General features: G+C 33.9%; 25 protein-coding genes and 1 tRNA gene. 13 read left to right on the top strand and 13 right to left on the bottom strand.

Annotated features, from left to right (window positions below):
* Positions 1-12: 12 nt before the first annotated feature.
* Positions 13-1323, bottom strand: a complete 1311-nt coding sequence (locus Q0857_RS13890) for a BT_3928 family protein (RefSeq protein WP_298536304.1) — start codon at positions 1321-1323, stop codon at positions 13-15.
* A complete protein-coding gene (locus Q0857_RS13885; protein ID WP_298536762.1) occupies positions 1320-1865 on the bottom strand; it encodes a DUF1599 domain-containing protein in 546 nt (181 codons plus the stop codon). Before Q0857_RS13885 ends, Q0857_RS13890 begins: the two co-directional genes overlap by 4 nt.
* A gap of 104 nt (positions 1866-1969) precedes the next feature.
* On the opposite strand from Q0857_RS13885, the gene folP reads away from it, so the two are divergent.
* Genes folP through Q0857_RS13870 form a run of 3 tightly spaced genes read left to right on the top strand, consistent with a single transcriptional unit; the run spans position 1970 to position 4318 of the window.
* Positions 1970-2794, top strand: coding sequence for a dihydropteroate synthase (folP, locus tag Q0857_RS13880; protein ID WP_298536302.1), 825 nt, complete (start codon positions 1970-1972; stop codon positions 2792-2794).
* Positions 2795-2810: 16 nt separating this feature from the next.
* Positions 2811-3497, top strand: a complete 687-nt coding sequence (locus Q0857_RS13875) for a hypothetical protein (RefSeq protein ID WP_298536300.1) — start codon at positions 2811-2813, stop codon at positions 3495-3497.
* A 35-nt stretch (positions 3498-3532) separates the two neighbouring features.
* Positions 3533-4318: a diadenylate cyclase gene (locus Q0857_RS13870; protein ID WP_298536298.1), complete on the top strand. Its 786-nt coding sequence runs from the start codon at positions 3533-3535 to the stop codon at positions 4316-4318.
* Here the strand turns inward: Q0857_RS13870 and Q0857_RS13865 are convergent.
* The 5 genes from Q0857_RS13865 to Q0857_RS13845 all read right to left on the bottom strand — a co-directional run bounded on the left by Q0857_RS13865 (position 4315) and on the right by Q0857_RS13845 (position 9843).
* The gene (locus Q0857_RS13865) at positions 4315-6081 is read right to left on the bottom strand and encodes an ABC transporter ATP-binding protein (protein WP_298536296.1); all 1767 of its coding nucleotides are present in this window, start codon (positions 6079-6081) and stop codon (positions 4315-4317) included. The genes Q0857_RS13870 and Q0857_RS13865 overlap by 4 nt on opposite strands.
* The gene (gene truA / locus Q0857_RS13860; RefSeq protein ID WP_298536294.1) at positions 6082-6825 is read right to left on the bottom strand and encodes a tRNA pseudouridine(38-40) synthase TruA; all 744 of its coding nucleotides are present in this window, start codon (positions 6823-6825) and stop codon (positions 6082-6084) included. It lies immediately after the preceding gene.
* 472 nt (positions 6826-7297) lie between these two features.
* Positions 7298-8008 (bottom strand): hypothetical protein, encoded by a 711-nt coding sequence (locus tag Q0857_RS13855; protein ID WP_298536291.1) that lies wholly within the window; start codon positions 8006-8008, stop codon positions 7298-7300.
* A gap of 40 nt (positions 8009-8048) precedes the next feature.
* Positions 8049-8918: an SDR family oxidoreductase gene (locus tag Q0857_RS13850; RefSeq protein WP_298536289.1), complete on the bottom strand. Its 870-nt coding sequence runs from the start codon at positions 8916-8918 to the stop codon at positions 8049-8051.
* Positions 8919-8985: 67 nt separating this feature from the next.
* A complete protein-coding gene (locus tag Q0857_RS13845; RefSeq protein WP_298536287.1) occupies positions 8986-9843 on the bottom strand; it encodes an AraC family transcriptional regulator in 858 nt (285 codons plus the stop codon).
* Between the two features lie 262 nt (positions 9844-10105).
* Between Q0857_RS13845 and Q0857_RS13840 the strand changes: the two genes are divergently transcribed.
* Entirely contained in the window at positions 10106-10618 is a 513-nt protein-coding gene (locus Q0857_RS13840; RefSeq protein WP_298536284.1) for a metallophosphoesterase family protein, read from the top strand.
* A 274-nt stretch (positions 10619-10892) separates the two neighbouring features.
* Positions 10893-11321 (top strand): peptidylprolyl isomerase, encoded by a 429-nt coding sequence (locus tag Q0857_RS13835; RefSeq protein WP_298536282.1) that lies wholly within the window; start codon positions 10893-10895, stop codon positions 11319-11321.
* A gap of 135 nt (positions 11322-11456) precedes the next feature.
* Here Q0857_RS13835 and Q0857_RS13830 read toward each other — a convergent pair whose 3' ends face one another.
* Positions 11457-11867 carry a DUF4293 domain-containing protein gene (locus tag Q0857_RS13830; protein ID WP_298536280.1) on the bottom strand — a complete coding sequence of 137 codons (411 nt, stop codon included), beginning with the start codon at positions 11865-11867 and terminating at the stop codon, positions 11457-11459.
* Between the two features lie 184 nt (positions 11868-12051).
* On the opposite strand from Q0857_RS13830, the gene rho reads away from it, so the two are divergent.
* From rho to Q0857_RS13815, 3 genes are all read left to right on the top strand, one after another.
* The gene (gene rho, locus Q0857_RS13825) at positions 12052-13686 is read left to right on the top strand and encodes a transcription termination factor Rho (protein WP_298536278.1); all 1635 of its coding nucleotides are present in this window, start codon (positions 12052-12054) and stop codon (positions 13684-13686) included.
* 877 nt (positions 13687-14563) lie between these two features.
* A complete protein-coding gene (locus tag Q0857_RS13820) occupies positions 14564-15484 on the top strand; it encodes a ThuA domain-containing protein (protein WP_298536276.1) in 921 nt (306 codons plus the stop codon).
* Between the two features lie 65 nt (positions 15485-15549).
* Positions 15550-16221: a class I SAM-dependent methyltransferase gene (locus tag Q0857_RS13815; RefSeq protein WP_298536274.1), complete on the top strand. Its 672-nt coding sequence runs from the start codon at positions 15550-15552 to the stop codon at positions 16219-16221.
* A gap of 75 nt (positions 16222-16296) precedes the next feature.
* Here the strand turns inward: Q0857_RS13815 and Q0857_RS13810 are convergent, their stop codons facing one another.
* The 5 genes from Q0857_RS13810 to proS form a co-directional block, all read right to left on the bottom strand.
* On the bottom strand, positions 16297-17472 hold the full coding sequence (locus Q0857_RS13810; RefSeq protein ID WP_298536272.1) for a T9SS type A sorting domain-containing protein: 1176 nt from the start codon (positions 17470-17472) through the stop codon (positions 16297-16299).
* A gap of 179 nt (positions 17473-17651) precedes the next feature.
* Positions 17652-18014 carry a hypothetical protein gene (locus Q0857_RS13805; RefSeq protein ID WP_298536270.1) on the bottom strand — a complete coding sequence of 121 codons (363 nt, stop codon included), beginning with the start codon at positions 18012-18014 and terminating at the stop codon, positions 17652-17654.
* A 145-nt stretch (positions 18015-18159) separates the two neighbouring features.
* Positions 18160-18411, bottom strand: coding sequence for a 30S ribosomal protein S20 (gene rpsT, locus Q0857_RS13800; protein ID WP_298536268.1), 252 nt, complete (start codon positions 18409-18411; stop codon positions 18160-18162).
* Positions 18412-18434: 23 nt separating this feature from the next.
* A tRNA-Glu gene (locus tag Q0857_RS13795) sits at positions 18435-18506 on the bottom strand.
* A 192-nt stretch (positions 18507-18698) separates the two neighbouring features.
* Complete coding sequence (proS, locus tag Q0857_RS13790) at positions 18699-20177, bottom strand: proline--tRNA ligase (RefSeq protein WP_298536266.1); 1479 nt, start codon at positions 20175-20177, stop codon at positions 18699-18701.
* 121 nt (positions 20178-20298) lie between these two features.
* Between proS and Q0857_RS13785 the strand changes: the two genes are divergently transcribed.
* The 5 genes from Q0857_RS13785 to yidD all read left to right on the top strand — a co-directional run bounded on the left by Q0857_RS13785 (position 20299) and on the right by yidD (position 25668).
* Positions 20299-21423 (top strand): hypothetical protein, encoded by a 1125-nt coding sequence (locus Q0857_RS13785; protein ID WP_298536264.1) that lies wholly within the window; start codon positions 20299-20301, stop codon positions 21421-21423.
* 32 nt (positions 21424-21455) lie between these two features.
* Positions 21456-23000, top strand: a complete 1545-nt coding sequence (locus Q0857_RS13780) for an OmpP1/FadL family transporter (RefSeq protein ID WP_298536262.1) — start codon at positions 21456-21458, stop codon at positions 22998-23000.
* A 181-nt stretch (positions 23001-23181) separates the two neighbouring features.
* Positions 23182-23859: a GTP cyclohydrolase I FolE gene (gene folE, locus Q0857_RS13775; RefSeq protein WP_298536259.1), complete on the top strand. Its 678-nt coding sequence runs from the start codon at positions 23182-23184 to the stop codon at positions 23857-23859.
* Positions 23860-23896: 37 nt separating this feature from the next.
* On the top strand, positions 23897-25378 hold the full coding sequence (cysS, locus tag Q0857_RS13770; RefSeq protein ID WP_298536257.1) for a cysteine--tRNA ligase: 1482 nt from the start codon (positions 23897-23899) through the stop codon (positions 25376-25378).
* A 68-nt stretch (positions 25379-25446) separates the two neighbouring features.
* On the top strand, positions 25447-25668 hold the full coding sequence (gene yidD / locus Q0857_RS13765; RefSeq protein WP_298536255.1) for a membrane protein insertion efficiency factor YidD: 222 nt from the start codon (positions 25447-25449) through the stop codon (positions 25666-25668).
* Positions 25669-25683 lie beyond the last annotated feature (15 nt).

Here is a 25683-nt window from a genome sequence, read left to right as displayed (position 1 = left end):
GTTAGTTGAATATTATTCTTCTTTAAGTTTGACTTCAATTTGACCCGTGTAAAATGTACTGTTTTTAGCATTTAATTCTTTAAGTTGAATTGAATCCTTAATAACATTTACACTTTCTATTTTAGATGAATCTAAAGCTTCAACCTCTTCTTTTGTTGAAGGTGTATGATTAATGAAATAAGCAATAATATCTTCAACTTCTTCAGATTTTGGTTTTCTTTCAACTATTGGCAACTCCAAACTCTCAATATCATTCCAATGAACTTTTTGCTTTATAGTCCCATTATCTAGTTCTAAAACACCAGGGTTTGATCGCACTATAGTTTTCAAAGCTTTCTCATCACATAAATACCATTTAAAATCCACGTTATAAGCCTCGTTAATACGTTGCTTCGTATCATTTCCAGAGGCTGTTAATCCAATAATTTTATAACCGTTTTTTCTGGCATCATCTTGCAATGCTTTCAACTTGAGTGCTCCTCCTCTTTCAATTTTTTCTAAACTATACGATATAATAACAATCAGGTTTTCTTCATTTAAAAACTGTTCGGTTAGATCCTCATCTTCTGTTTCTATAGAAAAATCGACTACCGAAGGCGTATATCCTTCTTGAAGTACCTCAGTTTCCACTGAAACAAAATCACCTTCTACCGAAGGATAAGAACCATCAGTAACAATTATTTTTTCTTCACCTTTAATGTTAAACTTCCAGCTATATTTTAAAATAGGTTTTGGTGCATCCTCAGGAATAATCATACCCTCTCGAATATTTTTACCAATAGCGTATGCTCTAAAATCTATTGAAGGCAAATGTTCTAACACATGAAAACCAAACCATAAACTCACAATAAAACTCATTAATGCTAAAACAGTTGTCTGTAATTTACCAAATACAGGTTGAATGTATTTTAATCCAACAAACAATACTAAAATAAAAATAAGTAAAACAACATCTTTCGTAAAACTTTCCCAAGGCGTAAGTTTTAAGGCATCTCCAAAGCATCCGCAATCTTTAACTTTATCAAAATATGCCGAATAAAAAGTTAAAAATGTAAAGAACAGAATCATTAAAAGCAAGCTCCAAACTGTAAATTTGGGTTTATACCCTACAAGTAGAAACGCTCCCAATACAACTTCGAAAACCACCACTAAAACAGATATTCCTAATGCATAGGGCTCTAGAAAAGGTATGTTCAAAACATCTGGACTAAAGTACTCTTGAAGCTTATAAGAAAACCCAAGTGGGTCATTTAGTTTTATAAACCCCGATATAATAAACAAAACCCCAACAAAAATTCTGGATAAAGCGACTAATGCTTTCATACTTTCTCATTGTTTAAATGAATCATAGCAAAAATAGCATAGTTAATCATATCTTGATAATTGGCATCAATACCTTCACTTACCAATGTCTTCCCTTTATTGTCTTCAATTTGCTTAACCCGTAGTAATTTTTGTAAAATTAAATCAGTCAAACTACTTACCCTCATATCGCGCCAAGCTTCACCATAATCGTGATTTTTATCCTCCATAAGCTGTTTGGTTACAGCAGCCTTTTCAACATATAATTTAGTCGCCTCTGTAGTAGACATATCGGGTTGTTCAACAACGCCCTTTTCTAACTGAATCAAGGCCATAATGCAATAGTTAATAATCCCTATGAACTCACTTTCTTGACCTTCGTCTACCTTTCTCACATCATTTTGTTGCAAACTTCTAATACGCTGCGCTTTAATAAAAATCTGATCTGTAAGTGATGGCAATCTTAATATTCTCCATGCACTACCATAATCGCTCATTTTCTTTTCAAACAAACTTTTACAGGTATCTATTACGGCATCATATTGTTTTGAAGTATCTTGCATAAATAAATTCATTTTTGCGTAAATTTCGCATAAATAATCAAAACCTTCAAGGTTTATGGTTTAAAGTTTTAAACTATGTACCAACACCTTAGAAAACTGTGTAAATGACTATAAATTGTAAAGGCAAACTCATTGATTTAGCATTTCCTAAGATTATGGGGATTTTAAATATCACCCCAGATTCCTTTTATGATGTTGGTACCTATAAAAATGAAAAAGAAGTTCTGCATCACGTTGAAAATATGCTAACAAAAGGGGCTACTTTTATTGATGTAGGTGCTTATAGTTCCCGGCCTAATGCAGATCATGTTAGTGAAAATGACGAACTGAAACGAATACTTCCAATTGTAGACTTAGTTCTAAAAGAATTCCCTGAAACGATTCTCTCTATTGATACGTTTAGAAGTGAAGTTGCTAAGCAATGTATAGAAGCTGGAGCAGCGATGATAAATGATATTTCGGCCGGTTTACTTGATGACAATATGCTGCCAACTATTGCAAAGTTGCAAGTCCCGTATATTATGATGCACATGAGAGGAACACCTCAAAACATGCAGCAACAAACTACATATGATGATTTAGTAAAAGATGTATTATACTATTTTTCGGAACGCATAGCAGCTGCCAAAGCTTTGGGAGTCATTGATATGCTCATTGACCCTGGATTTGGGTTTGCAAAAACTTTAGATCAGAATTATGAACTCTTAAATAAATTAGAGCTTTTTAAAATGATTGAAAAACCCTTGCTAATTGGAGTTTCCAGAAAATCAATGATATACAAAACATTAAAAACTACAGCGCAAGAAGCATTAAATGGCACCTCGGTATTAAATACTATCGCCCTACAAAAAGGAGCCTCTATTTTACGTGTTCATGATGTAAAAGAAGCTGTGGAATGTGTTAAACTTGTTGAATCTCTCAAAAGTTAGTTGTTGCTTAAATATTATGAAAAACCTCTTTTTATCCATTATCTTTATTTGCCTTATTTCCTGCGGAGAAGATAAAGCTGTTCAGTTGCCCGAAATTAGTAATTCTAAGGTTACAGAAATAAATGATGTTTCTGCAGCTTATCTGTTTTATGATGAAACCTTAAGGGATAGTGTAGAGCTTAATAGAAGAAACCTAATTAGCACAACCAATTGGTTAATAAACGTTGATAAACGATTAACGCTAAAACAAGTGATTCCACATATTCAGTATTTGCAAGAGAAAAAAGGTAATTCTAGTCATAAAAACGAAAATGCTAAAAACTATTTTACCTGTAACGATACCAGTAAGCAAAACCTAGGTTTTTTTGAATTTACAAATTCAGTCTATAAAAATGCAAGTATTATCCCTTTAGTTGGAGATGAAATTTTCAATAAAAAACACAATTTCATTATTTATTTTAATACTGAAAATGACATTCAAATTAAATCATTTCCAGATAATGAAGATCCAATACATTCTAATATTAAAAACATTAAAAACGATTTAATTACTTTGACAAAAAGATTAAATAATGATTTAAATATCTCGCTAAGTTTTAATTCCGGCATTACCTTTCAAAACTATATTAGCATGAAATCGCTTGTCGCAGACCTGCCATCAGAAAAACTATCTATTACGGATATAGAATTTATTTCAGATTAAGCTTATTTTCTTAAATTTACAAAAACCCACTTCCATTGGATATTTTTCAAGACCTTTTAAAATTTACCGTTGTAGATATAATTGATGTCATTTTAGTAGCCCTGCTGCTTTATTATGTTTACAGGCTGATTAAAGGTACTGTAGCCATAAATATTTTTATTGGTATAATAATTATTTATGGCGCTTGGAGATTAACAGACTTTCTTAACATGGAGCTGCTCACTGGTATTTTTGGCGGATTTATGAAAGTTGGTATTATTGCTTTAATAGTTGTTTTTCAGCCGGAAATTCGAAAATTTTTACTCATGGTAGGGTCAACAAATTTTGGCCGACGTCGTAAATTTTTGCAACAAATTAATTTCTTAAAAACAGAATCTGCTGACGAAACCGATGTTGATGCCGTGATTTCTGCCTGCAATAAAATGTCTATGTCCAAAACTGGTGCACTAATTGTTTTTGAACGAAACAACAACCTCGATTTTTTATCAGATTCAGGTGATGAAATGAATATTAAAGTCACTCAACCCATTATAGAAAGTATCTTTTTTAAAAATAGTCCCCTTCATGATGGTGCTATAATTGTTAGCAACAACATTGTTAAGGCAACACGTGTTATTCTGCCTGTAAATAATGAAAAGAGTATTCCTCAACGTTTTGGTTTAAGGCATAGAGCAGCTATAGGGGTTACAGAAAAAACAGATGCCTTAGCTTTAGTAGTAAGCGAAGAAACTGGACATATTTCTTACTTTAAGGACGGTGAGTTTGTTGTTTTTGAAGACACTAATGAGCTAAGTACAATAATTAAAAAAGATTTAGCCTAAGCCACTTCCTCTTGTAAAAACTGAACTTCGTATAAGTTTTTATAATAGCCATCAGCCTTTTTGAGTAACTCATTGTGGGTACCTTGTTCTACTATTTCACCAGCATCCATAACTATAATTTTATCCGCTTTTTTAATAGTAGCCAAACGATGCGCAATAACAATTGAAGTCCTGCCTTTAGTAATCTTATCAGTGGCATTTTGAATAAGCTGTTCAGAATACGAATCTACAGAAGACGTAGCTTCATCTAGCACCAAAATACTAGGATTCGTTACATATGCCCTCAAAAAAGAAATGAGTTGACGCTGACCCGAAGACAACATAACGCCTCGCTCTTTTACATTATAATGATACCCATTAGGCAAAGTCATAATAAAATCATGAATACCAATATCTTTCGCGGCTTCTTGAACCTGTTCTTCTGTTATTTCGGGATGATTAAGCGTTATATTATTTAAAATAGTATCTGCAAATAAGAATACATCTTGCAATACAACAGCAATTTGGGTTCGTAATGATCCTAGAGTAACATCTTTAATATTAACACCATCAACAGAAATCGTACCATCATTAATTTCATAAAAACGATTCAATAAATTAATAATTGTAGATTTCCCAGCTCCGGTGGCTCCAACAATGGCAACGGTTTCTCCTGCTTTCACATCAAAAGAAATCCCTTTTAGCACAGGTTCATCATCTACATAATTAAAATACACGTTTTCAAATGAAATATCGCCTTTAAAGTGCTCAGCAACATATTTACCATGATCATCAATTTGCGATGTTGTATCAATCACTTTAAACACTCTATTAGCTGCCACCATTCCCATTTGTAGGGTATTAAACTTATCTGCAATTTGTCGTAGTGGTCTAAATAGCATTGGGATAAACATAATAAAAGATACAAGCACTCCTTGCGTAACACTCCCTTCTAAAACTACATTTAAACCACCATACCAAGCGACTAAACCAATAGTAATCGATGAGGACAAATCGGCCAATGGAAAGAAAATAGAATTATACCAAACCGTTTTTAACCAACCTTTTTTATGGCGCTCATTAATAGTTTTAAAGTTGTTTGATTCAACAGATTCGCGTGTAAACAACTGTAATATCTTCATACCCGTTAATCGCTCTTGTACAAACGAGTTTAAATTGGAAACTTCTGTACGCACCTCTTCAAAAGCTTTTTTCATATATTTTTGAAAAACACGCGTAGCATAAAGCAATACTGGAAGCATTAAAAACACAATTAAGCTCAACTTCACATTGGTATAAACCATGACTCCAAATACGACAGACATGGTTAACAAATCTCGAACAATCATAAACAAACCTTGTCCAAAAATATCAGCAATACGTTCCATATCGGTTACTGCCCTAGTGATGAGTACACCCACTGATGAATTATCATAATACTTCATTTTAAACTTAAGCAAATGATCGAAAAGTTTTACTCTAACATCCATGACCAAATTTTGACCTAGCCATGTAGCGTAATAAATAAAGAGTAACTGAAAAAAAGTTTGCAAAATTAAAACACCAAGCATAAGCATGATATAAAACAAAAAGTCTTTAGCTTCTTGTTTGGCAATACTGTCGTCAATGGCAAATTGTGTGATTTTGGGTGTAGCCACACTGAATACCGCAAGTATAACCACAAGAACGATTAAGCCAAAAAACACAAACTTATAAGGCTTTATATATTCAAATAGGCGCCTAAAAAGCTTAAAATCAAAAATACTTTCTTTTCCTTTACTCATCTATAGTCTTATCTCTTCTGGGTATTCAATTTTTGTTAAGTACAACCCATGCGCTGGCACAGAAAACCCTGCTTCACTTCTACTTTTAGATTGAATAATTTGATGCAACTCCTCAACTTTAATTTTACCAAGACCAATATTAATCATGGTACCTACAATGGCTCGAACCATATTTCTCAAAAAACGATTGGCTTTAATTTCAAAATGAAGCTCATCTGCTTTAAAAAACCATTCCGCCTTCATGATATCACAATAATACGTTTTTACGTCGGTATTACTTTTTGAAAAACATTGAAAATCTTTATACTCAAATAATATCTTGGCAGCCTCATTCATTTTGTTAACGTCCAAATTCTGTTTCACAAAATAAGTGTTTTCAAAATTAAAAACATTTTTCACTAAGCCTATTCGGTAAACATAAGTTCTGCTTAAAGCATCAAAACGCGTATGCGCTTCTGGTTTTACATTAAATATTTCTTGTATAGCAATATCTGAAGGTAAAAACGAGTTCAACTTAAAAACTAGATTAGACTGACTTAAATTAATATCGGTATCAAAATGAGCAAACATTTGAGAGGCATGTACTCCAGCATCTGTTCTGCCAGCTCCCATTACACTAACAGTTTCATTAAGTATGGTAGACAATGCGTTTTCAATAACTTCCTGAACAGAAATAGCATTAGGTTGGTTCTGCCACCCATGGTATAATTTCCCGTTATAAGCCAATTCTATAAAATATCGCAACCTATTTGTACCGTTTTATAAGAACACAAAGATAGCGAGATTTGCGATTACCCATACATCAATAATCTTAATTAAATATTAAAAAATATGGGGGTTACCCGATCCTGAATTTAGCTCAGGATCAGGTCGGGCTTTTCGTTGCAATCTTTTTATGCTAACCTTGTTTCTGCATACCACAACAGGTTTTGTTTACTTCATAATTGTGCTTAATTAAAATGATAGATGAGCACAAAAAGGATTTCCTATACAATCCCTAACGCAACTATTTGCAGACTACAGGAAATACATGGATCTGCTTTCCTTTTTAAGGATGGCTCGGTTAACGTTCTGTGTATGAATAGTAGCGGGTAAAATACACTTTTATATTGAGCTGCAAGATATTGAATTAAACGAAAAAACGGTTCGGGACCACTCCCAAACCGCTGTTACTTATACACTTTGCTGTACGTAGTTTTTAATTATTTTTTAGGTTCTACAATGTAGCCTCACCGATGAAAAAGTATAGATTTTTAAGTGAAGCATCTCTTTTTGGGAAAAGTGCCTTCATTCTCTCATCTGTTCCCATTTGTTGGAGTCCTTCCATGGAGTCGAAGTAGAAACGATGTATTTCATCAGGTTTTTCTACTGTTCCTTTAGATTGAAATGGGGCAACGAATCGTTCAAAGTGTGTTCCAAATTCAGGCATGATTTCACAAACTTCATCATGATATTCCTCAAACTCCTTCACAGCCGCTTCTCTCTCATCAAAATAGATAAGTGCTACCCCATATGTTTTTGATGTATCACCTGATTCTTTCTCGAATTCAAAATCAGTATTACGGCTAGTGAATATAGAAATATCCTCTAATGCTGGTATTGCATACTCTTCTCTAATTTTAATAAACTCAGGATCTTCGTTGAATTTATTAAATACTTCAATACTAGGATAAGATGCGAAGTGAATTTCATCAGGTATATCTAGTTCACCTTCCGCTAACATAGTTGGTTTAATTACCCGCTCTATTTTTCCGCCATAACTTTCTAGAATTGTTCCACCTTTCTTTTTATACTCGTCAAAGCGTTGCTCTTCACCATCTTTGATATACATCAATGCGACGTTTACGATTTCTTCCTTCTTCTTCTCCATATTATTTGTGTTTTGAGTGTTAGATCTTTCTTTTATTGAACTACATGAGAACATCATCAAAGTCCCCATTATAATTGTTGTTATCCTTTTCATTTTTTTAAATTAAATGCCCCATCTGGAGGTTGTTTTTAACATGGTTCTCTTGAATTCGACCAATGCTATTATTCAATTCATTTGTCCCGTAATCAATCCCTGTAACTTTTCTGATTGGTCTTTTTCCTTTCTCGGTTTGAAGAACCTCTAATACAGAATCTGCTATTTCTTGAGGGTTAGGTGCGTCATCACTTTTGAAAAGTTCTCCAAAGCTTTGAAGCATTGCTGAAGGAACCATACGCATCTCCCCATAAGTATCAAGAGCCGTTTCATCATCTTCTTTAGGTCCGCTATGCAATAAGCTGGTAGGAAATGGACCGGGCTCCAAAATAGACACATCCACACTTAATGGTTTTAGCTCATATCGGAGGGATTCGGTGTATGCTTCTAAGGCAAATTTACTAGCGCAGTAAACTCCAAAGTAAGGGAATACCAAACGACCTGCTAAAGAGGAAATATTGATAATAACCCCATCCATTGATTTCTTAATTAAAGGAAGGAAAGCCTTAGTTGTTCTTAGAACTCCAAAGAAATTGGTGTCAAATTGCTCTTGAACTTGTTCTAAACTATATGCTTCTGTTATGCCTACATACATAACACCGGCATTGTTTATCAGCGCATCAAGGCTTCCATCTTCTCGTGTGATTTTTGTAGTTAATTCTTTTACAGAAACATCACTCGTAACATCAAGTTCAGCGACAGTAATGGCTAAGTTTTCATCTTTAGCTAATACTTCAAATTCTTTTCTTTTCTCATAGTTTTTACCATTGGGATCTCTCATGGTTGCCCAAACTTTGTATCCTTTTCGAGCAAGGGTGAGAGTGGTCAGATAACCAAACCCGCTACTTGAACCTGTAATAAGTACTTTTTTCATCTTTTTGCTTTTTAGTATTAATTAATAATACAAAGGTCAGCATAGCAAAAAGGAAAATGTTTTACTGTTAGTTCAATGAATTTCCCAAATGGGTCATCTTGTAGTTAGAAGGTGAGACACCGTATTTTTGTTTAAATGTTTTAGAAAAATGCGACACGTTAGCGAACCCACATTCATAAGCAATATCTGTTGCTCTTAAGTCTGTAGATGTCAATAGCTCTATCGATCTTTCAAGTTTCTTATCCCTTAAGTAGCTTGCAGGAGAAACGCTGTATAGTTTTTTGAATTCTCGCTTGAATGTAGATAGACTTTGATTATTAAGCTGAGCCAATTCGTCAAGGGTGGTATTAGAATAATAATGTGCTTCTATGATCTCTCGAAAAGAATAAGAGTTTGGATTAAATAGGTTAGAAAGAACTTGTCTAATTGCAGGGGCATTTTGAGTTTGATTCAGTAACAAGATGATTTCTTTTAACTTTAAAATCAAAATTTCCTCATTAAATAGATTAGGGTTATTAAAGTAAAACAGAATGTCTTCTATGTACTTATGAATTAAAGCATCACTGTTCAATTTCGTCATTCTTAAATCTGAATTATTCTTTACTTTTAGAAAATCAGGAAGTTTATTTTCATAAATTTTTAAAAGGACTTCAGGGTAAAAATGAACAGCTAAAGCTTGATATGTCTCTGAGGATTTTGAAGGCAGCATCCTACTCGTATAGTTACCACACTTCATTAAAAGCGACTCTTCAGCTTCAATTTTTACTTTTTCCACTTCAGAAACCGATTCATATTCCCCCTTCATGATATACAGGAAACATGCCGCATTCGGCATGGGGTTTGGCTTTTTAAAAGGAGGTTTTAGAACAATCGTCTCAAAAATCATTTTGCCAAATAAATCAATCGTCTTATAGTCTAATATCATCTCATTTTTATCGCAATATTATAAAGATAATTGTTCTGATTGGTTATACGGTTGATTCATTAATTTGTCTATTCGGGTCAAAAATATTAAGTACAACTTTTGGGATATGAAATCGTTTCAATGTTTCATATCCTACGTTAAACGAAGTTCGATAATTTTTCTAACAAAATCAAGCAAACCACTCTCCAAATAACAGGTCATCATCACCAGCTAATTAAAACAATAATCAATAACTTTACATTCTTATTTTGCTAGACCTATAATGACTAAAATATTACTACTTTCTGACACCCATGGCTACATAGATACCGATATATTAAAATATGTAAAACAAGCTGATGAAGTGTGGCACGCTGGCGATATTGGTAGTTTAAAGGTTACTGATGCTATTAAAGCCCTTAAACCATTAAAAGGTGTTTATGGAAATATTGATGACGCCAGTGTTAGAGTAGAGTTTCCTGAACACAATAGATTTACCTGTGAAGATGTTGATGTTTGGATGACGCATATTGGAGGTTATCCCCCTAAATATAACCCGAGAGTTCTCTCTGGTATTAAAGAAAACCCTCCCCGAATTTTTATTTGTGGCCATTCGCATATTTTAAAAGTGATGCCCGATAAAAAACTAAACCTTATACATATGAATCCTGGAGCTGCTGGTAAACATGGGTTTCATAAATCCAGAACTATGCTAAGGTTTACTATTGATGGCAAAAAAATTGATAATCTGGAGGTTATTGAATTTCCTGTTAGGCACCCAAAATCAAACTTATAGTCCATTGTGATAACCTTAAAAAGTAGACCATCCATCGTGGGTACTTGAATTTGGCGAGTACGTGCTTAGGGATTGCAGTAAAAAGCCCACAGCGAGGTACGAGCGCGGACTTGCTACGTAAAGCCCGACCTGATCCTGAACTAAATTCAGGATTATGTTAACGCCCAACATATTACGACACCCTTTTAACCTCATACTTGAATAAACAAAACCTGATAAATTACTTGATAAGTTGTATTTTTGCAGCCGTTTTAAAAATTAAACATAATTTGTTATGAGTCAAGTAAAAGAAAATGATACGATAAAAGTACATTACACGGGAAAATTAAGTAATGGTCAAGTTTTTGACAGCTCGTTAGAAAGAGAACCTTTAGAAGTTGAACTAGGTAAAGGCATGCTTATTCCTGGGTTTGAAAAAGGGATTATTGATATGAAATTAAATGAAAAGAAAACGATCAATATTCCCGTTGCTGAAGCTTATGGCGATGTGCAAAAAGAACTAATGTACGAAGTTAAGAAAGAACAATTACCACCAGATATGGCCCCTGAAGTTGGTATGGGGTTAGCCTCGAAAGACGAAAACGGTAGAGAAGTACAATTTCGCGTCGCTGCTGTTAATGACGACCATATCATTGTTGATGCCAACCATCCATTGGCTGGACAAGATCTAACTTTCGATTTAGAGCTTATCGAAATAAAATAATTATTTCTAAATCTATAATACAATTTAAAGTCTGGAATTTTATTTTAGACTTTTTTTTTGCCTAAAACCTTGAAAAAAAAAGCCCAAGATCTTCATCCTGGGCTTACGCACTAATACTACTAAGATATAAGGTTTTTAACGTAACCTATCAACAGATTTTACGAGATCTTCATCCTTCTTGATGGCCTTATTGGCTAAAGCCAAAAACACGATAGAAACAATAGGGAGAAGCATCCCAATACCTTTCTCAGAAACCGCCGTTTCTCCAGATATATTTAGTGATTGATACACGAAAAATCCTAGTAAAATAAAGTTTAATATGATGTTAAGTCGCCCCAGCATAAATTGAGACTTCCTATTTTTATACATAAATATAGATATTAAAGACAGTATGGCCGAACCTAAGAATAAACCCAAGTATAGTATATCGTCTTTTGCAAACACACTTAAACCATCATTAGTAATCCATAAATGGAACACAAATATTAACCCTGCCGAAATACCAGCAGCGCATAATAAATAAATAGATTGAATACGTTGTAACATATAATTTTATAAAACTAGACCGCAAAAATAGAAGAATAAATACAAAAAAATAAAATAAAGTTGTATAATTGCAGTAATAATTCTCAACAATCGCAATAACAAGCGGTTAATTCTTCAGAATAAAATCATTTTTTTCAGAATTACTCAAGATCGTATTCAATACAAAATATTCAATTAAACATCAATGTTTGAAATTTCACAATTAAAAGAAAAAAAGCTCGCTGATTTACAGGAGATTGCAAAAAAACTGAGCGTTCCTAAATATCGTTCATTAAAAAAACTTGATTTAGTATACCAAATCCTAGATCAACAAGCTGCTGATCCTAAAGCTGTAAAAGCTGTTGTAGCCCCTGCTGAAACTACTGAAAACGCAGAACCTAAACCTGCTAGAAAACCAAGACAACGGGTACAGAAGCCAGCTAAAGACAGTACACCAGCTAAGCCAGAAGCTAAAGCAACTGAAAGCAAAACTGAACCAAAAGCAGATACTGCAAAAAAAGCAGAGGCTCCTCAAAAACAACAAAAGGAAGAACAAAGAAAAGATAACAATCCTAGGCATAGAAATAACCAAAACGACAATCAGCAGAAGTCGAATCAAAGAAATCACAGCCAAAATAAAAATCAACACAGAAACCAAAAAAATGGTAATGTTGACAAAGGCAACAAAGATAACAGAAATCGTTACCGCGAGCCCGATTTTGAGTTTGACGCCATTATTGAAAGTGAAGGTGTTTTAGACATTATGCAAGATGGATATGGTTTTTTAAGATCTTCAGATTACAACTACCTGTCTTCTCCTGATGATATTTATGTGTCACAATCTCAAATTAGATTGTTTGGTTTAAAAACTGGAGACACTGTTTTGGGTCATGTACGTCCGCCAAAAGAAGGAGAAAAATATTTCCCTTTAATTAAAGTAAGCAAAATTAATGGTCAAAACCCTAATGTGGTAAGAGATCGTGTGTCTTTTGAGCATTTAACACCTTTATTCCCTCAAGAAAAATTCAATTTAGCAGAACGTCAAAGTACGATTTCTACTAGAATTATGGACTTATTTTCGCCTATTGGAAAAGGACAACGTGGAATGATTGTATCGCAACCAAAAACGGGTAAAACTATGTTACTTAAGGATGTTGCAAATGCTATTGCAGCAAACCACCCCGAGGTTTACCAAATGATTTTATTAATTGATGAACGTCCTGAAGAGGTAACAGATATGCAACGTAATGTTCAAGGAGAAGTTATTGCTTCCACTTTTGATAAAGAAGCTCATGAGCACGTAAAAATTGCCAATATTGTTCTTGAAAAAGCAAAACGACTCGTAGAATGTGGCCATGATGTCGTGATATTATTAGATTCTATTACACGTTTAGCAAGAGCATATAATACGGTACAGCCCGCTTCTGGTAAAATATTAAGTGGTGGTGTTGATGCCAACGCCTTACACAAGCCAAAACGCTTTTTTGGAGCAGCTCGAAACATCGAAAACGGTGGTTCTCTTACCATTATTGCAACAGCGCTTACTGAAACAGGTTCTAAAATGGACGAGGTCATTTTTGAAGAGTTTAAAGGAACTGGTAACATGGAACTTCAGTTGGATAGAAAAATATCTAACCGTAGAATTTTCCCTGCTATCGATTTAACATCTTCAAGTACGCGTCGTGATGATATCTTATTAGATGACAACACTATTCAGCGTATGTGGGTAATGCGCAAATACTTAGCAGACATGAATCCTGTTGAAGCTATGGAATTCATTAATGACCGTTTCAAACAAACGAGAAACAACGAAGAGTTTTTAATATCTATGAATGGATAATAAATTATAAACTTTACTAACAACTAAACTAAAAAAAGTCTTAACCTCATGTTAAGGCTTTTTTTGATTTATAATAATTTAAAAACCTCATATTAGGCACATTGCTTTATTCTATAATTTTGTAGTCATAAATATACTTCAAAATCACATTAAAGGACGTTAAACATTGGAGACAAATAAGTTTTGATTCCTTTCAAAAGTAGATACGAATATTAAAAATACACTAAGCCACCATTACTCTGCCAAATTAGTTCGTTATGCTATTACTCATTCAATAAACAGTAAACTTTCAATAATTTAACACAACCATTTGATAATTTCAGCATCTAAAAGTAAAGTACAAAGAAAGAATTATGAAAATTGAAAAAATAGGATTACTAATAGTTATAGTGTTCAAATTTTTTTACGAGCCGTAATAGTGATGACTATAATAAATCAACATTTGAATCAACCGCAATACTTTCAGGTTTCGACCTGACCTTATGTTCCTGCTGTGGAGGTTGTTGGATTATTATTATTATTATTATTATTATTGATGGAGATGAATCTGAGAATTGTTTTTCTGAATTACCTCCAAATTCTGATATAAATTTAGAAACCATAAAATCATCTATTTCTGTTAATTTAAATTGGTCTGAATCGCTTGATTATTGCGGACAGAGGATAATAATTGAATCTCTTGAGCTAATTGAATGAGAGACTATATGATGAAACAAAATCTTTCATTTAAAACATTAATTGTTCAAAATTAATAGCCATATCAACTATAGTTTATTCTACGATACTCTAATTCAATCAAATTAACTACTTTTAGTCCGTTTTTGATAACAGTTAAGGAAGTCGACAATCATTTTAAAGTATAGTTTTTAAAACAATTATGGCTAAATTATTATTCAATTTTCTTTTCATTCTTTTTTTGGGACAGTTTGTATGTTCTCAATCACATTCTAACAAATTAAATGTTTTAATCTTAGATGGTTTTAGTAATCACAATTGGAAACAAACTTCTTTACTTGTTAAATCGATTCTTGAAGAAAGCAATTTATTTAATATAACTATATCAACAGCTCCTTCTACACTTAAGGGTAGTGCATGGCAAAATTGGCGACCGAAATTTGAAAATTTTGATGTTGTTATTCAGAACACGAACAATATTCAGAATAAAAAAATCCATTGGCCTCAAGAAGTTCAAAAAGATTTGGAAAACTACGTAAGATCAGGAGGGGGCCTATACATACTCCATTCAGCAAACAATGCTTTCTCAAAGTGGGACGAGTATAACCTTATGATAGGATTAGGCTGGAGATCGGAAACCGAAGGTATTGCACTGCAAATAAGTGAAAATAAAAAAATAGTTGAAATTCCTGTAGGAAAGGGTAAGCCCACATTTCATGGGCCAAGAAACGACGAAGCTATTTATATTTTAAACAACCATCCTATTAATAGAGGTTTTCCTCAAGTTTGGAAGACACCAGACTTGGAACTTTATAAGTTTGCTAGAGGGCCAGCCAAAAACCTTACCGTACTTTCATACGCGATAGATGATAACACCAATATAAACTGGCCGGTAGAATGGGTGGTTTCCTATGGGAAAGGAAGAGTTTATAATTCTTCTATGGGGCATCTCTGGGAAGGGGAATCCTACCCGATAAGTTATAGATGTGTTGGTTTTCAAACCACTTTAATTAGAGCTACAGAATGGTTAGCTACTGGAAATACTTCTTATGAAATACCTGACAATTTCCCAACCCAAAATAAAATGGAATTAATTAGCATAACTACTAATACCCCGAAATAAGACAAAGTTCTTTTTAAATTTCCACCAAAGCAAAATACAAATCAACGAATATTCAAATAACACACATGTCCAAAAAATTTAACACCAGCAAACTTTCTAAACAAGAGCTGGCAAGTCATTTAAAAAAACCTACTGGAGAAGATGGAAAAGAAGTTGGTAGGCAAATGAATAAAGGTAATAAACATATCTGCCTAAACTCCTACAATGTATTAAACCCTAAATCAAATAGCTTGATCCTAGAAATTGGAATGGGCAATGGTTACTTCACCAAAAATATTTTGTCAATGAATCCTAATTTAGAATGTACTGGATTAGATTTTTCCCAAACTATGGTTGATGAAGCTATGCTATTAAATAAGAAATTGATAAATACTAAAAAGGTGTCTTTTATTAAAGGTTCGATTGAAAAACTGCCATTTGATAATAATAGTTTTGATTATATAACCACGACTAACACAATATATTTTTGGCCGAATTTAATAGATAGTGCTAAAGAAATGTATAGAGTATTAAAGCCTACTGGTAAAGCTTTAATTGGATATCGATCAAAAGAACTGATGGATAAAATAGAATTAACACAATACAACTTTAATAAATATACTAAAGAAGAGATAGAAAAATTATTAGATAAAACGGGATTCAAACAAATAGCAACAGAGGTAATTTCGGAACCAGACATTGACTTTGATGGAATTCCTATGTCCATGAGCGGACTCTTTACCTATGGATTAAAATAACAACAAACAGTAAAAAAAGACTACAAAACGTAAAAAGCACTTCCTTAAAGCAGATAACCTTTATAAGTTGACAACCTAATTTTTAATAATTTTCATAACATCAAACCTCCCATTAATTCCTTCAAGTTTTATAAAATATAACCCACTAGCCAAGTGTTCAAAATAAACTTTACTGCTTTTACTTGGAATATTCTTTACTGTTTTAACTAAAAATCCATTTACATTGTAAACATTTAATTGTTTTAAATTAGAATTAGACTTAATGGTAATAAAATCTAGAACAGGATTTGAATAGGCTAAGCTTCGTGAAAGATTAAACTCCGATGCAGAGGCCGTTTCACCTTTATCTTTATACGTCCGAATCCAATCCACTTTGAATGTATGCCCATCGGTATCGGCTAATTCCCAATCAGTTGGCCATACACCATTATTTACTTGCCAGCCTTGGGCAGCACCAGAAATAATAATTTTTTCCTCACTGGATAATCCGTTACCGTTTAAATACTCATTAGGATCAATAATCGCTGCTCCAGAAACTGTTCTTACCAAAACTCCATCAATATAGTACTCTAAATGAAAAGGATCTCTCCAATACACTCCTACTCTTCTAAAACCATCGCGCCAATAAGAACCATCTGTATACCAACTACCATTATCCGTAGGTTGATAATCTAACGCTGGCGTAACACTCCTGTCAAAAGTATGATGACTCAAATGCATTCGCTTTGCAAACCATTCTTTTGAAGAACTAGCACTTTCGGAATAGCTAGAACCATAGGCTTCAACAATATCGATCTCCTCAGCACTATCTGAACTTAGCATCCAAACTGCATTAGCCATTACCGAATTCATCACTTTCATTCGAGTTTCAACAAAAACAGGATACTTAATTGCTGTTTTAGTTGAAATGGCCTGAAAATGGACTTTATCAGTTGTACCAGGCACTCGTGTGGCTTTTATTTCCAGATTACCATTCGTTACTCTTGCGTTATCTGGAATCCATTCTGTATTTCCCGGACCTTTCCAACCGTTAATAAAACCATCTTTCCACTTACTATTAAAAATAGCTCCCTTATTATCTGCTGGAGCTTCGTAATTAAAATCATCTGAAGTCTCGTCTATGAGCTCCCATTGGCCAACAACAGGATCAACTGGTATATCTATACCATCCCAATCATATTGTGCAAAAAGTCTTGTAGAGATTAAACAAAAGAATAAAAACAAGAAAAAAAAACTTCTTTTTTGAGACATAACTGTATGGTTTAAATGAAAATCATTCACTCACTAAAATAGTAAAAATAAGTTGTTCTTTTCAAAATAACAGAAACCTCAAAATAGCTTGTAAATGTTTATAATATTTTACAAAGGATACTTTATAAAAAAAGCCTCTCGAATTTGAAAGGCTTTTAAATTATAATCTATTTTTCTATTCAATAGTCAGTTAAAAGATCTCTGTATTCTTTTAAGTCCAAAACATTCATCTTATTATTCAAATTTTTAATAAGAGATAATAAATATTTAAGACTTTCTTCAGGTGCAGTCATATCATTTGCCACAATTTCTCCATTCTCTTCTAGCGGTTCATCATCCAGAATTGGTATTAAAAATGAATCATTTGCTTCAATATGCTCATAAGTAAGTCTTAAAACCTTAACCACTAAAGGTATTTGCTCTTCTAAAGCAAAAACGCGTAATGCTTTAACATTACTTATTACGCCTTCACTATTAACACCATCTTCATCGATTTTCTTAAGAGTCTTATCTATAAGTTTTATTGCTTCTTTATTTTCCAAGGGATTGTAATTTGTTAAGTTTACTACTTGTTGCTATTGCAAATTTATAGTTTTATTTATTGGTTTAAAACTAAAACATTAAAAGAAAATCAAAAAAAAAGCTCCTCATAATGAGAAGCTTTTAAATATATTTCTTTAACGAATCTTAAAGTGCAGCAACATGTGCAGCCAAACCGGATTTAAGGTTTGCAGCTTTATTAGCATGAATTACATTTTTCTTAGCTAACTTATCTAACATAGAAACTATTGAAGGGAATAAAGCTTCAGCCTCTTTCTTATCAGTTAATTCACGTAACTTCTTGATAGCATTACGTGTTGTTTTATGCTGATATTTATTAGTTAAGCGTTTAGCTTCGTTACTTCTAATTCTTTTTAATGCTGACTTATGATTTGCCATTTTATTCTTCTTATTAAATATTGTAGCCCGTAGGGGAATCGAACCCCTCTTACCAGGATGAAAACCTGGCGTCCTAGCCGATAGACGAACGGGCCATTTGTTTTAGAGTGCGCAAATATAATTTTAATTTACAAACCTGCAACTTAAAATTTAATAATTACTTCACTGTTTCAAATAACTTACAATGTTTTCCATTGCGGATGCAAAAATACAACTATTTTTAAATGTTGCAAGAGCAATATAAATTTTTTTTAAAAAAATTTATATTGCCTTTTTTATTTTTGAAATTAATATGCTTTTGCGAACAATACTCTACGTTTCGACGGTTTTCCAGAATACACACAAACCCCTTCTTCTTCCTTGGCTTCCAAAGGAATACAACGTATAGTAGCTTTGGTTAACTCTTTTATCTTGTCTTCAGTCTCATTTGTACCGTCCCAATGTGCAGAAATAAACCCTGTTTTAGTTTCTAAAACGTTTTTAAACTCTTCAAAAGTTTCAACCTCAGTAGTATGTTCATTTCTATAATCAAGCGCCTTATTAAATAAACTGTCTTGCATTTCTTTTAGCAAACCTTCAACCTTGTCATTTAAATTATCCAAAGCAATAACTTCTTTAGTTAAGGTATCTCTCCTTGCAATCTCAACCGTTCCGTTATCCAAATCTTTCGGACCTATAGCTATACGCAATGGTACTCCTTGTAACTCATGCTGTGCAAATTTAGCTCCCGGTCTATGCGTTGTTCTATTATCAAATTTAACCGTAATATGCTTTGCTCTTAAATCACTTAGTATACTATTTACAACTTCTGTAATAGCCTCCAAATCTTCTGCACTTTTATATATCGGCACAACAACAACTTGGTTAGGTGCTAAACTTGGTGGTAATACTAATCCATAATCATCGCTATGCGTCATAATTAAAGCCCCCATTAAACGTGTTGAAACACCCCACGATGTTGCCCAAACGTAATCTTGTTTTCCTTCTTTATTAGCAAACTTAACATCGAATGCTTTTGCAAAATTTTGACCTAAAAAATGTGAAGTCCCTGCTTGCAAAGCCTTTCCATCTTGCATTAATGCCTCAATACAATAAGTTTCATCGGCTCCAGCAAAACGTTCACTTTCTGTTTTCAAACCTTGAACTACCGGAATAGCCATAAACTTTTCAACAAACGTAGCATATACATTATTCATCAACTCTGCTTCTGCCAGAGCTTCTTTTTTTGTTTCGTGAGCGGTATGCCCTTCTTGCCATAAAAACTCTGCAGTCCTCAAAAATAAGCGCGTTCGCATTTCCCAACGCACCACATTTGCCCACTGATTTATTAAAAGAGGTAAATCTCTATAAGATTGTACCCAACCTCTAAAAGTATTCCAAATTATAGCTTCACTTGTAGGTCTTACAATAAGTTCCTCTTCAAGTTTAGCCTCTGGATCTACTCGTAATTTCCCTTCTTTATCCGGATCATTTTGCAACCTGTAATGCGTAACAATTGCACATTCCTTAGCAAAACCCTCTGCATTCTTCTCTTCTGCCTCAAACAAACTTTTAGGAACAAACAAAGGGAAATACGCATTTTGATGCCCTGTTTCTTTAAACATTTTATCTAATTCTGCCTGCATTTTCTCCCAAATCGCATAACCGTAAGGTTTAATCACCATACATCCTCTTACTGCTGAATTCTCAGCAAGGTCTGCTTTGACAACCAATTCGTTATACCACTTAGAATAATCTTCCGCTCTACTAGTAAGTTTTTTACCCATATTATTGTTTTGGCACAAATGTTGTGACTATTGTTAATTGAAAATAGTTCAGCAAAACTAACTATTTTTGTTATGTTCAACAATAAAATTTAGAGATATGCATATTAACAACTACTTAAAAATGAAAACACCCTTAGTAATATTACTGGGGTCATTGCTAGGTTTAGTTTCCTGTGGAACTTACGATTATGTAGGTGTTGATAACGACGGCATCTATGGTGAACCTGTGGTTATGCATCAAGAAAAAACTGTTGAAACACCACCAAAAAAGGATAATAACTATTATGAAAACTATTTTCAGACCAAAGCAATCGAATCGGAAAATCTTGATGACGACAATGTTATCTTTACTGATATAGACTCCTACGAAAACTCAAGTTATGTTGAAAATGATACTATACCAAATAACTATCAAGGTTATGCTGGATGGGGACAAAGTAATACCAATGTTGTTGTTAACGTAAATTCTGGCTGGGGAGGCTGGGGTGGCTACGGCGGTTGGGGTATTGGCTTTGGCTGGGGCTATGGTGGATTTTATGGCGGTTACCCAGGTTGGGGATGGGGAGGATACTATCCCGGATGGGGTTACCCAGGATGGGGATATCCAGGCTGGTGTTATCCCGGTTATGGCGGTTACTACCGCAGTCCATACGTGTCATATAATGCTGGTAGAAGAGGTAGTTATTACTCTAGAGGCTATAGTGGAACTCAAACTGGTAGACGAAGTTCATATGGAAAATCAAATACTGGAGGCAGACGAAGTGCATATGCTTCCAATAATTCAAGAAATTCTGTATCTGGCAATAGCAGCACCAGACGTAGTTCTGTAAATTCTAACAATAGAACAACTTCAAAATATAACACCGCTAGAAGAAGTAGTAGCAGTGTAAACCGTAGCTCCTCTAGAACTAGTAATGGTTACAGGCAAGGCTATAATTCTAATGGCAATAGAACATACTCTGGAACCGCAAGAAGATCTAGTACCGTTTCTAGAACGCCATCAAGAAATTCAACAGCACGGGCTTCATCTCCTTCTGCAAGAAGAAGTTCAAGTACAGTCTACAGACAACCAGCAAGAACTTATAATTCTGGAAACGCAAATAGAAATTCATCTTCGCGAAGTTCGGGGTATTCTCCAAGTAGAAGCTCTAGTTCAAGGTCAAGTGGTTCAATGTCAAGATCATCTGGTGGCAGTAGAAGTTCGGGTGGTGCGCGTTCATCTGGTGGCGGAGGAAGAAGACGCTAATCTTTTTATTCATTCAAAAAAAAACTATCAATATGAAAAAGTTAAATTTACTATTCATAGGAATCCTATCTATGTCTACCGTTTACGCACAAGAAATTAGTGATGTGTTACGGTATTCACAAAGCGAAATTCATGGAACGGCTCGATTTAGAGCTATGAGTGGTGCATTTGGCGCTTTAGGTGGTGACTTAAGTGCGGTAAGCTTAAATCCTGCAGGATCTGTCGTTTTTAACCAAAGCCACGCAGCAATAACTGGTTCTGTCGTAGGTACGGACAATACTACCGAGTATTTCAATAATTATACAAATTCTAACGAATCTAAATTTCAAATAAACCAAGGTGGAGCCGCTTTTATATTTAGAAATAATGACAGAAGTTCCGAGTGGTCTAAATTTGCACTGTCCTTCAATTATGAACGCACAAATAATCATAACAGTAGTTGGACGGCAAGAGGCTTAAATGACACTCAAGATCCTGATTTTAGTAATTCTGTAGCAAGTTACTTTTTTGACTATGCAGACGGCAAAAGACTTGTTGACATTTCTGCCCTACCTGATGAAACCATATCACAGGCATATAGAAATATTGGAGATGAATTTGGTTTTGCACATCAACAAGGTTTTTTAGGCTATGAATCTTATATTTTAGACCCAGAGTTTGATGATGATGAAAACACAGCTTATTTTTCTAATGTAGAGCCAGGAAATTTTAATCATAATTACACCTATATCGCATCAGGCTATAGCTCTAAAATGAGTTTCAATCTAGCTACACAATACAAAAATGTTTTATCTCTTGGTTTAAATTTAAACTCTCACTTTATGAGGTATGATAGAGCTACAATTCTTTTAGAAGATAATAATAATGTTGGTTCTTACGTCAATAGTATAGATTTCAGAAATAATTTAACAAGCAGAGCTGCTGGATTTTCCTTCCAATTGGGAGCTATTGTAAAACTAACCCCAGAGCTTAGAGCTGGACTAACTTACGACTCCCCTACATGGTACTCTGTGGATGAAGAAACTTCACAATCTGTTTCCACTGTTCGAGATGAGGTTAATGGTCCTGAATCTATACTTATAGCTCCTGGAATTTTAAACGTATACCCGAGATACAATTTACAATCCCCTTCAAGATTTACAGGTAGTTTAGCCTATGTTTTTGCAAAGCGCGGAATTTTAAGTTTCAACTATTCAAACACAAATTATAGCAAAACAAAACTTACTCCAACTTACGATCCCTTTTTTGCTGATCAAAACGATATTATGAGTAATACATTTACAAATGCATCAACATACCGAATCGGCGCAGAATATAAAATAAAACAAATCAGCCTAAGAGGTGGGTATAGGTTTGAAGAAAGTCCTTATTTAAACCAAACAACTGTTGGGGATTTAACTGGTTATTCTTTTGGTATTGGATTCAACTTTGGAAACTTTCGACTAGACCTAGCTTATGATCGTGCAGAACGAGATTCCCAAAACAATCTTTACAATTTAAACTTTGGGACTGCTCCGTCTGCCAATGTTAATACTGAGAACCAAAATTTCACGTTCACTTTAGCATTTAATATTTAATTTCGATCGTATAACAATTACAGATCACACCAAATAATTATAGCTGCTAATTTTTTAAGCAAAATTCTTGTAATTAAATTTCAATTTACTAGACTAAGTAGAAGTATTAATTATTTGCTAACATCAAACGTTGCAAAAGAGAAATGCTTATCTTTGCAAATTAAATTTTGAGCTATTACTGATGAAATTTGACAACAATTTAGACGACTTTGAAGCTTTAGGAGATGAGCACATTGGTACTTCGGAAAACACACCGATGCGCAATGATGCTTTTAAACTTTCTAATGAGGAAAAAATAGACATCATTAAAGATGATGTTCGTCATATTATGGAAACCTTAGGTTTAGATTTAACAGACGATAGTCTTAGTGGAACACCAAACCGTGTCGCTAAAATGTTTGTTAAAGAAATTTTTGGAGGTTTAGACCCAAATAAAAAACCAAGTGCTTCAACATTCGATAATAAATACAAGTATGGTGAAATGCTGGTTGAAAAAAATATTACGGTATATTCAACCTGTGAGCATCATTTATTGCCTATAGTTGGTAGAGCTCATATTGCTTATATTTCAAACGGAACTGTAGTAGGGCTATCTAAAATGAATCGTATTGTAGATTATTTTGCTAAACGTCCGCAAGTTCAAGAACGCCTTACCATACAAGTAGTTAGAGAACTTCAAGATGTTCTTGGAACAAAAGATGTCGCTTGTGTAATTGACGCCAAGCATTTATGTGTCAATTCAAGAGGAATTAGAGATATTGAAAGTAGTACGGTAACTTCAGAATTTGGAGGAAAATTTAAAGACATGGCAACGCGTCGCGAATTTCTTGACTACATTAAATTAGACACAACTTTTTAATTTTTAGCCTAATTAAATAACTCATCACCTGCCTAACATGCCGTTATACCAATCGCAACAAATAAAAATATACAATTCTCTTACTGGAAAAAAAGAAATATTTAAACCCATTAACGAAGGCCATATTGGTATGTATGTTTGCGGACCAACAGTTTACAGTAATGTTCATTTAGGCAACGTAAGAACATTTATGTCTTTTGACATGGTTTTTAGATATCTTAAACATTTAGGATATAAAGTAAGATACGTGCGAAACATTACAGATGCAGGACATTTAGAAAATGATGCTGATGCTGGCGAGGATAAAATCACAAAAAAGGCACGACTAGAACAAATTGAACCTATGGAGGTCGTACAACGTTATACGGTCGACTTTCATAACATTTTAAACACCTTTAATTTTCTACCTCCCAGTATTGAACCAACTGCAACCGGGCATATTATTGAACAAATTGAATTAATAAGTACGATCATTGAAAATGGTTATGCTTATGAAATAAACGGTTCGGTTTATTTTGATGTTCACAAGTTTAACGAAACCAACGACTACGGTAAATTAAGCAAACGTAAAGTTGAAGATTTAATTCATAACACCCGTGAACTCGATGGACAAAGTGATAAAAAAAATCCGCAGGATTTTGCACTTTGGAAAAAAGCAGAACCTCAACATATTATGCGCTGGCCTTCTCCATGGAGTGATGGCTTTCCAGGCTGGCACTTAGAATGTACTGCCATGAGTACAAAATACTTAGGTGAAAAATTTGATATTCATGGAGGTGGTATGGATTTAAAATTCCCTCACCATGAATGTGAGATTGCTCAAAATGAAGCTGCAAAAGGTGTTTCTCCGGTAAATTATTGGATGCATGCTAATATGCTAGAATTAAATGGATCTAGAATGTCTAAATCAACTGGAAATACGGTAAATCCAGACGAATTGCTTTCTGGAAAAAACAAGTTTTTCAGTAAACCCTACTCCCCTAGCGTTATCCGTTTTTTTAACGCTCAGTCTTCTTACAGAAGTGTTTTAGATTTAACGGATGATGGTTTATTAGGAAGTGAGAAAGGCTTTTACAGATTGATGGATGCAGTAAATTTGTTAAAAATCATAGAAGCTACGACAACCTCTACTTTTGATGTTTCAGCATGGAAACAGAAATGTTATGATGCCATGAATGACGACTTTAATTCACCTATCCTGATTGCGCAACTTTTTGAGGTAGCTAAATACATTAACCAAATAAAAGAAGGAAAAGCAACTATTTCTTCTGAGGATTTAAATACATTAAAAGACACTGTAAATATTTTCGTTTTTGATGTTTTGGGTCTTGAAAACAGTTCTAAATCTAATTCGGGAACCGATAAATTGTCTGGTGCTATTGATGTTTTAATCAAGTTAAGACAAGAAGCTAGGCTTAATAAAGATTTTGCCCTATCGGATAAAATTCGCGATGAGTTGGCAGAAGTTGGTATTCATCTTAAAGATGGAAAAGACGGCACAACGTTTTCTGTAAATTAGTGACTTTTTTGAATTAGTCTTACATTATAGAAAGAATAATTTAATGGCTAATATTCATATTCAAAAACATGAAAAAGCTTCTTATTACGTCTTTTTTATTTTTAATTAAAGTTTACCAAGCTTTAATATCTCCGCTTACACCTGCAACATGTAGATATCAGCCAACATGTTCACATTACAGTAAAGAAGCCCTTCAAAAACATGGCCTTTTTAAAGGTGGCTGGCTTGCTATAAAACGTATTTTTAGTTGTCATCCGTGGGGAGGCTCAGGCTACGATCCCGTTCCTTAAAGAATCCTATTCAAA

The sequence above is a fragment of the uncultured Algibacter sp. genome (assembly GCF_947495925.1).
GTDB lineage: Bacteria > Bacteroidota > Bacteroidia > Flavobacteriales > Flavobacteriaceae > Algibacter_E.
The sequence above is the reverse complement of the archived record's forward strand: the minus strand, read 5'-3'. Positions and strand labels throughout refer to the sequence as shown.

What these genes read in the sequence shown, in the direction of transcription:
- Q0857_RS13890 (WP_298536304.1), bottom strand. Translation starts at nt 1,323, where the DNA reads ATGAAAGCATTAGTCGCTTTATCCAGAATTTTTGTTGGGGTTTTGTTT.
- Q0857_RS13885 (WP_298536762.1), bottom strand. Translation starts at nt 1,865, where the DNA reads ATGCAAGATACTTCAAAACAATATGATGCCGTAATAGATACCTGTAAA.
- folP (WP_298536302.1), top strand. Translation starts at nt 1,970, where the DNA reads ATGACTATAAATTGTAAAGGCAAACTCATTGATTTAGCATTTCCTAAG.
- Q0857_RS13875 (WP_298536300.1), top strand. Translation starts at nt 2,811, where the DNA reads ATGAAAAACCTCTTTTTATCCATTATCTTTATTTGCCTTATTTCCTGC.
- Q0857_RS13865 (WP_298536296.1), bottom strand. Translation starts at nt 6,081, where the DNA reads ATGAGTAAAGGAAAAGAAAGTATTTTTGATTTTAAGCTTTTTAGGCGC.
- Q0857_RS13855 (WP_298536291.1), bottom strand. Translation starts at nt 8,008, where the DNA reads ATGATGTTCTCATGTAGTTCAATAAAAGAAAGATCTAACACTCAAAAC.
- Q0857_RS13850 (WP_298536289.1), bottom strand. Translation starts at nt 8,918, where the DNA reads ATGAAAAAAGTACTTATTACAGGTTCAAGTAGCGGGTTTGGTTATCTG.
- Q0857_RS13845 (WP_298536287.1), bottom strand. Translation starts at nt 9,843, where the DNA reads ATGATATTAGACTATAAGACGATTGATTTATTTGGCAAAATGATTTTT.
- Q0857_RS13840 (WP_298536284.1), top strand. Translation starts at nt 10,106, where the DNA reads ATGACTAAAATATTACTACTTTCTGACACCCATGGCTACATAGATACC.
- Q0857_RS13835 (WP_298536282.1), top strand. Translation starts at nt 10,893, where the DNA reads ATGAGTCAAGTAAAAGAAAATGATACGATAAAAGTACATTACACGGGA.
- Q0857_RS13830 (WP_298536280.1), bottom strand. Translation starts at nt 11,867, where the DNA reads ATGTTACAACGTATTCAATCTATTTATTTATTATGCGCTGCTGGTATT.
- rho (WP_298536278.1), top strand. Translation starts at nt 12,052, where the DNA reads ATGTTTGAAATTTCACAATTAAAAGAAAAAAAGCTCGCTGATTTACAG.
- Q0857_RS13820 (WP_298536276.1), top strand. Translation starts at nt 14,564, where the DNA reads ATGGCTAAATTATTATTCAATTTTCTTTTCATTCTTTTTTTGGGACAG.
- Q0857_RS13815 (WP_298536274.1), top strand. Translation starts at nt 15,550, where the DNA reads ATGTCCAAAAAATTTAACACCAGCAAACTTTCTAAACAAGAGCTGGCA.
- Q0857_RS13810 (WP_298536272.1), bottom strand. Translation starts at nt 17,472, where the DNA reads ATGTCTCAAAAAAGAAGTTTTTTTTTCTTGTTTTTATTCTTTTGTTTA.
- rpsT (WP_298536268.1), bottom strand. Translation starts at nt 18,411, where the DNA reads ATGGCAAATCATAAGTCAGCATTAAAAAGAATTAGAAGTAACGAAGCT.
- proS (WP_298536266.1), bottom strand. Translation starts at nt 20,177, where the DNA reads ATGGGTAAAAAACTTACTAGTAGAGCGGAAGATTATTCTAAGTGGTAT.
- Q0857_RS13785 (WP_298536264.1), top strand. Translation starts at nt 20,299, where the DNA reads ATGAAAACACCCTTAGTAATATTACTGGGGTCATTGCTAGGTTTAGTT.
- Q0857_RS13780 (WP_298536262.1), top strand. Translation starts at nt 21,456, where the DNA reads ATGAAAAAGTTAAATTTACTATTCATAGGAATCCTATCTATGTCTACC.
- folE (WP_298536259.1), top strand. Translation starts at nt 23,182, where the DNA reads ATGAAATTTGACAACAATTTAGACGACTTTGAAGCTTTAGGAGATGAG.
- cysS (WP_298536257.1), top strand. Translation starts at nt 23,897, where the DNA reads ATGCCGTTATACCAATCGCAACAAATAAAAATATACAATTCTCTTACT.
- yidD (WP_298536255.1), top strand. Translation starts at nt 25,447, where the DNA reads ATGAAAAAGCTTCTTATTACGTCTTTTTTATTTTTAATTAAAGTTTAC.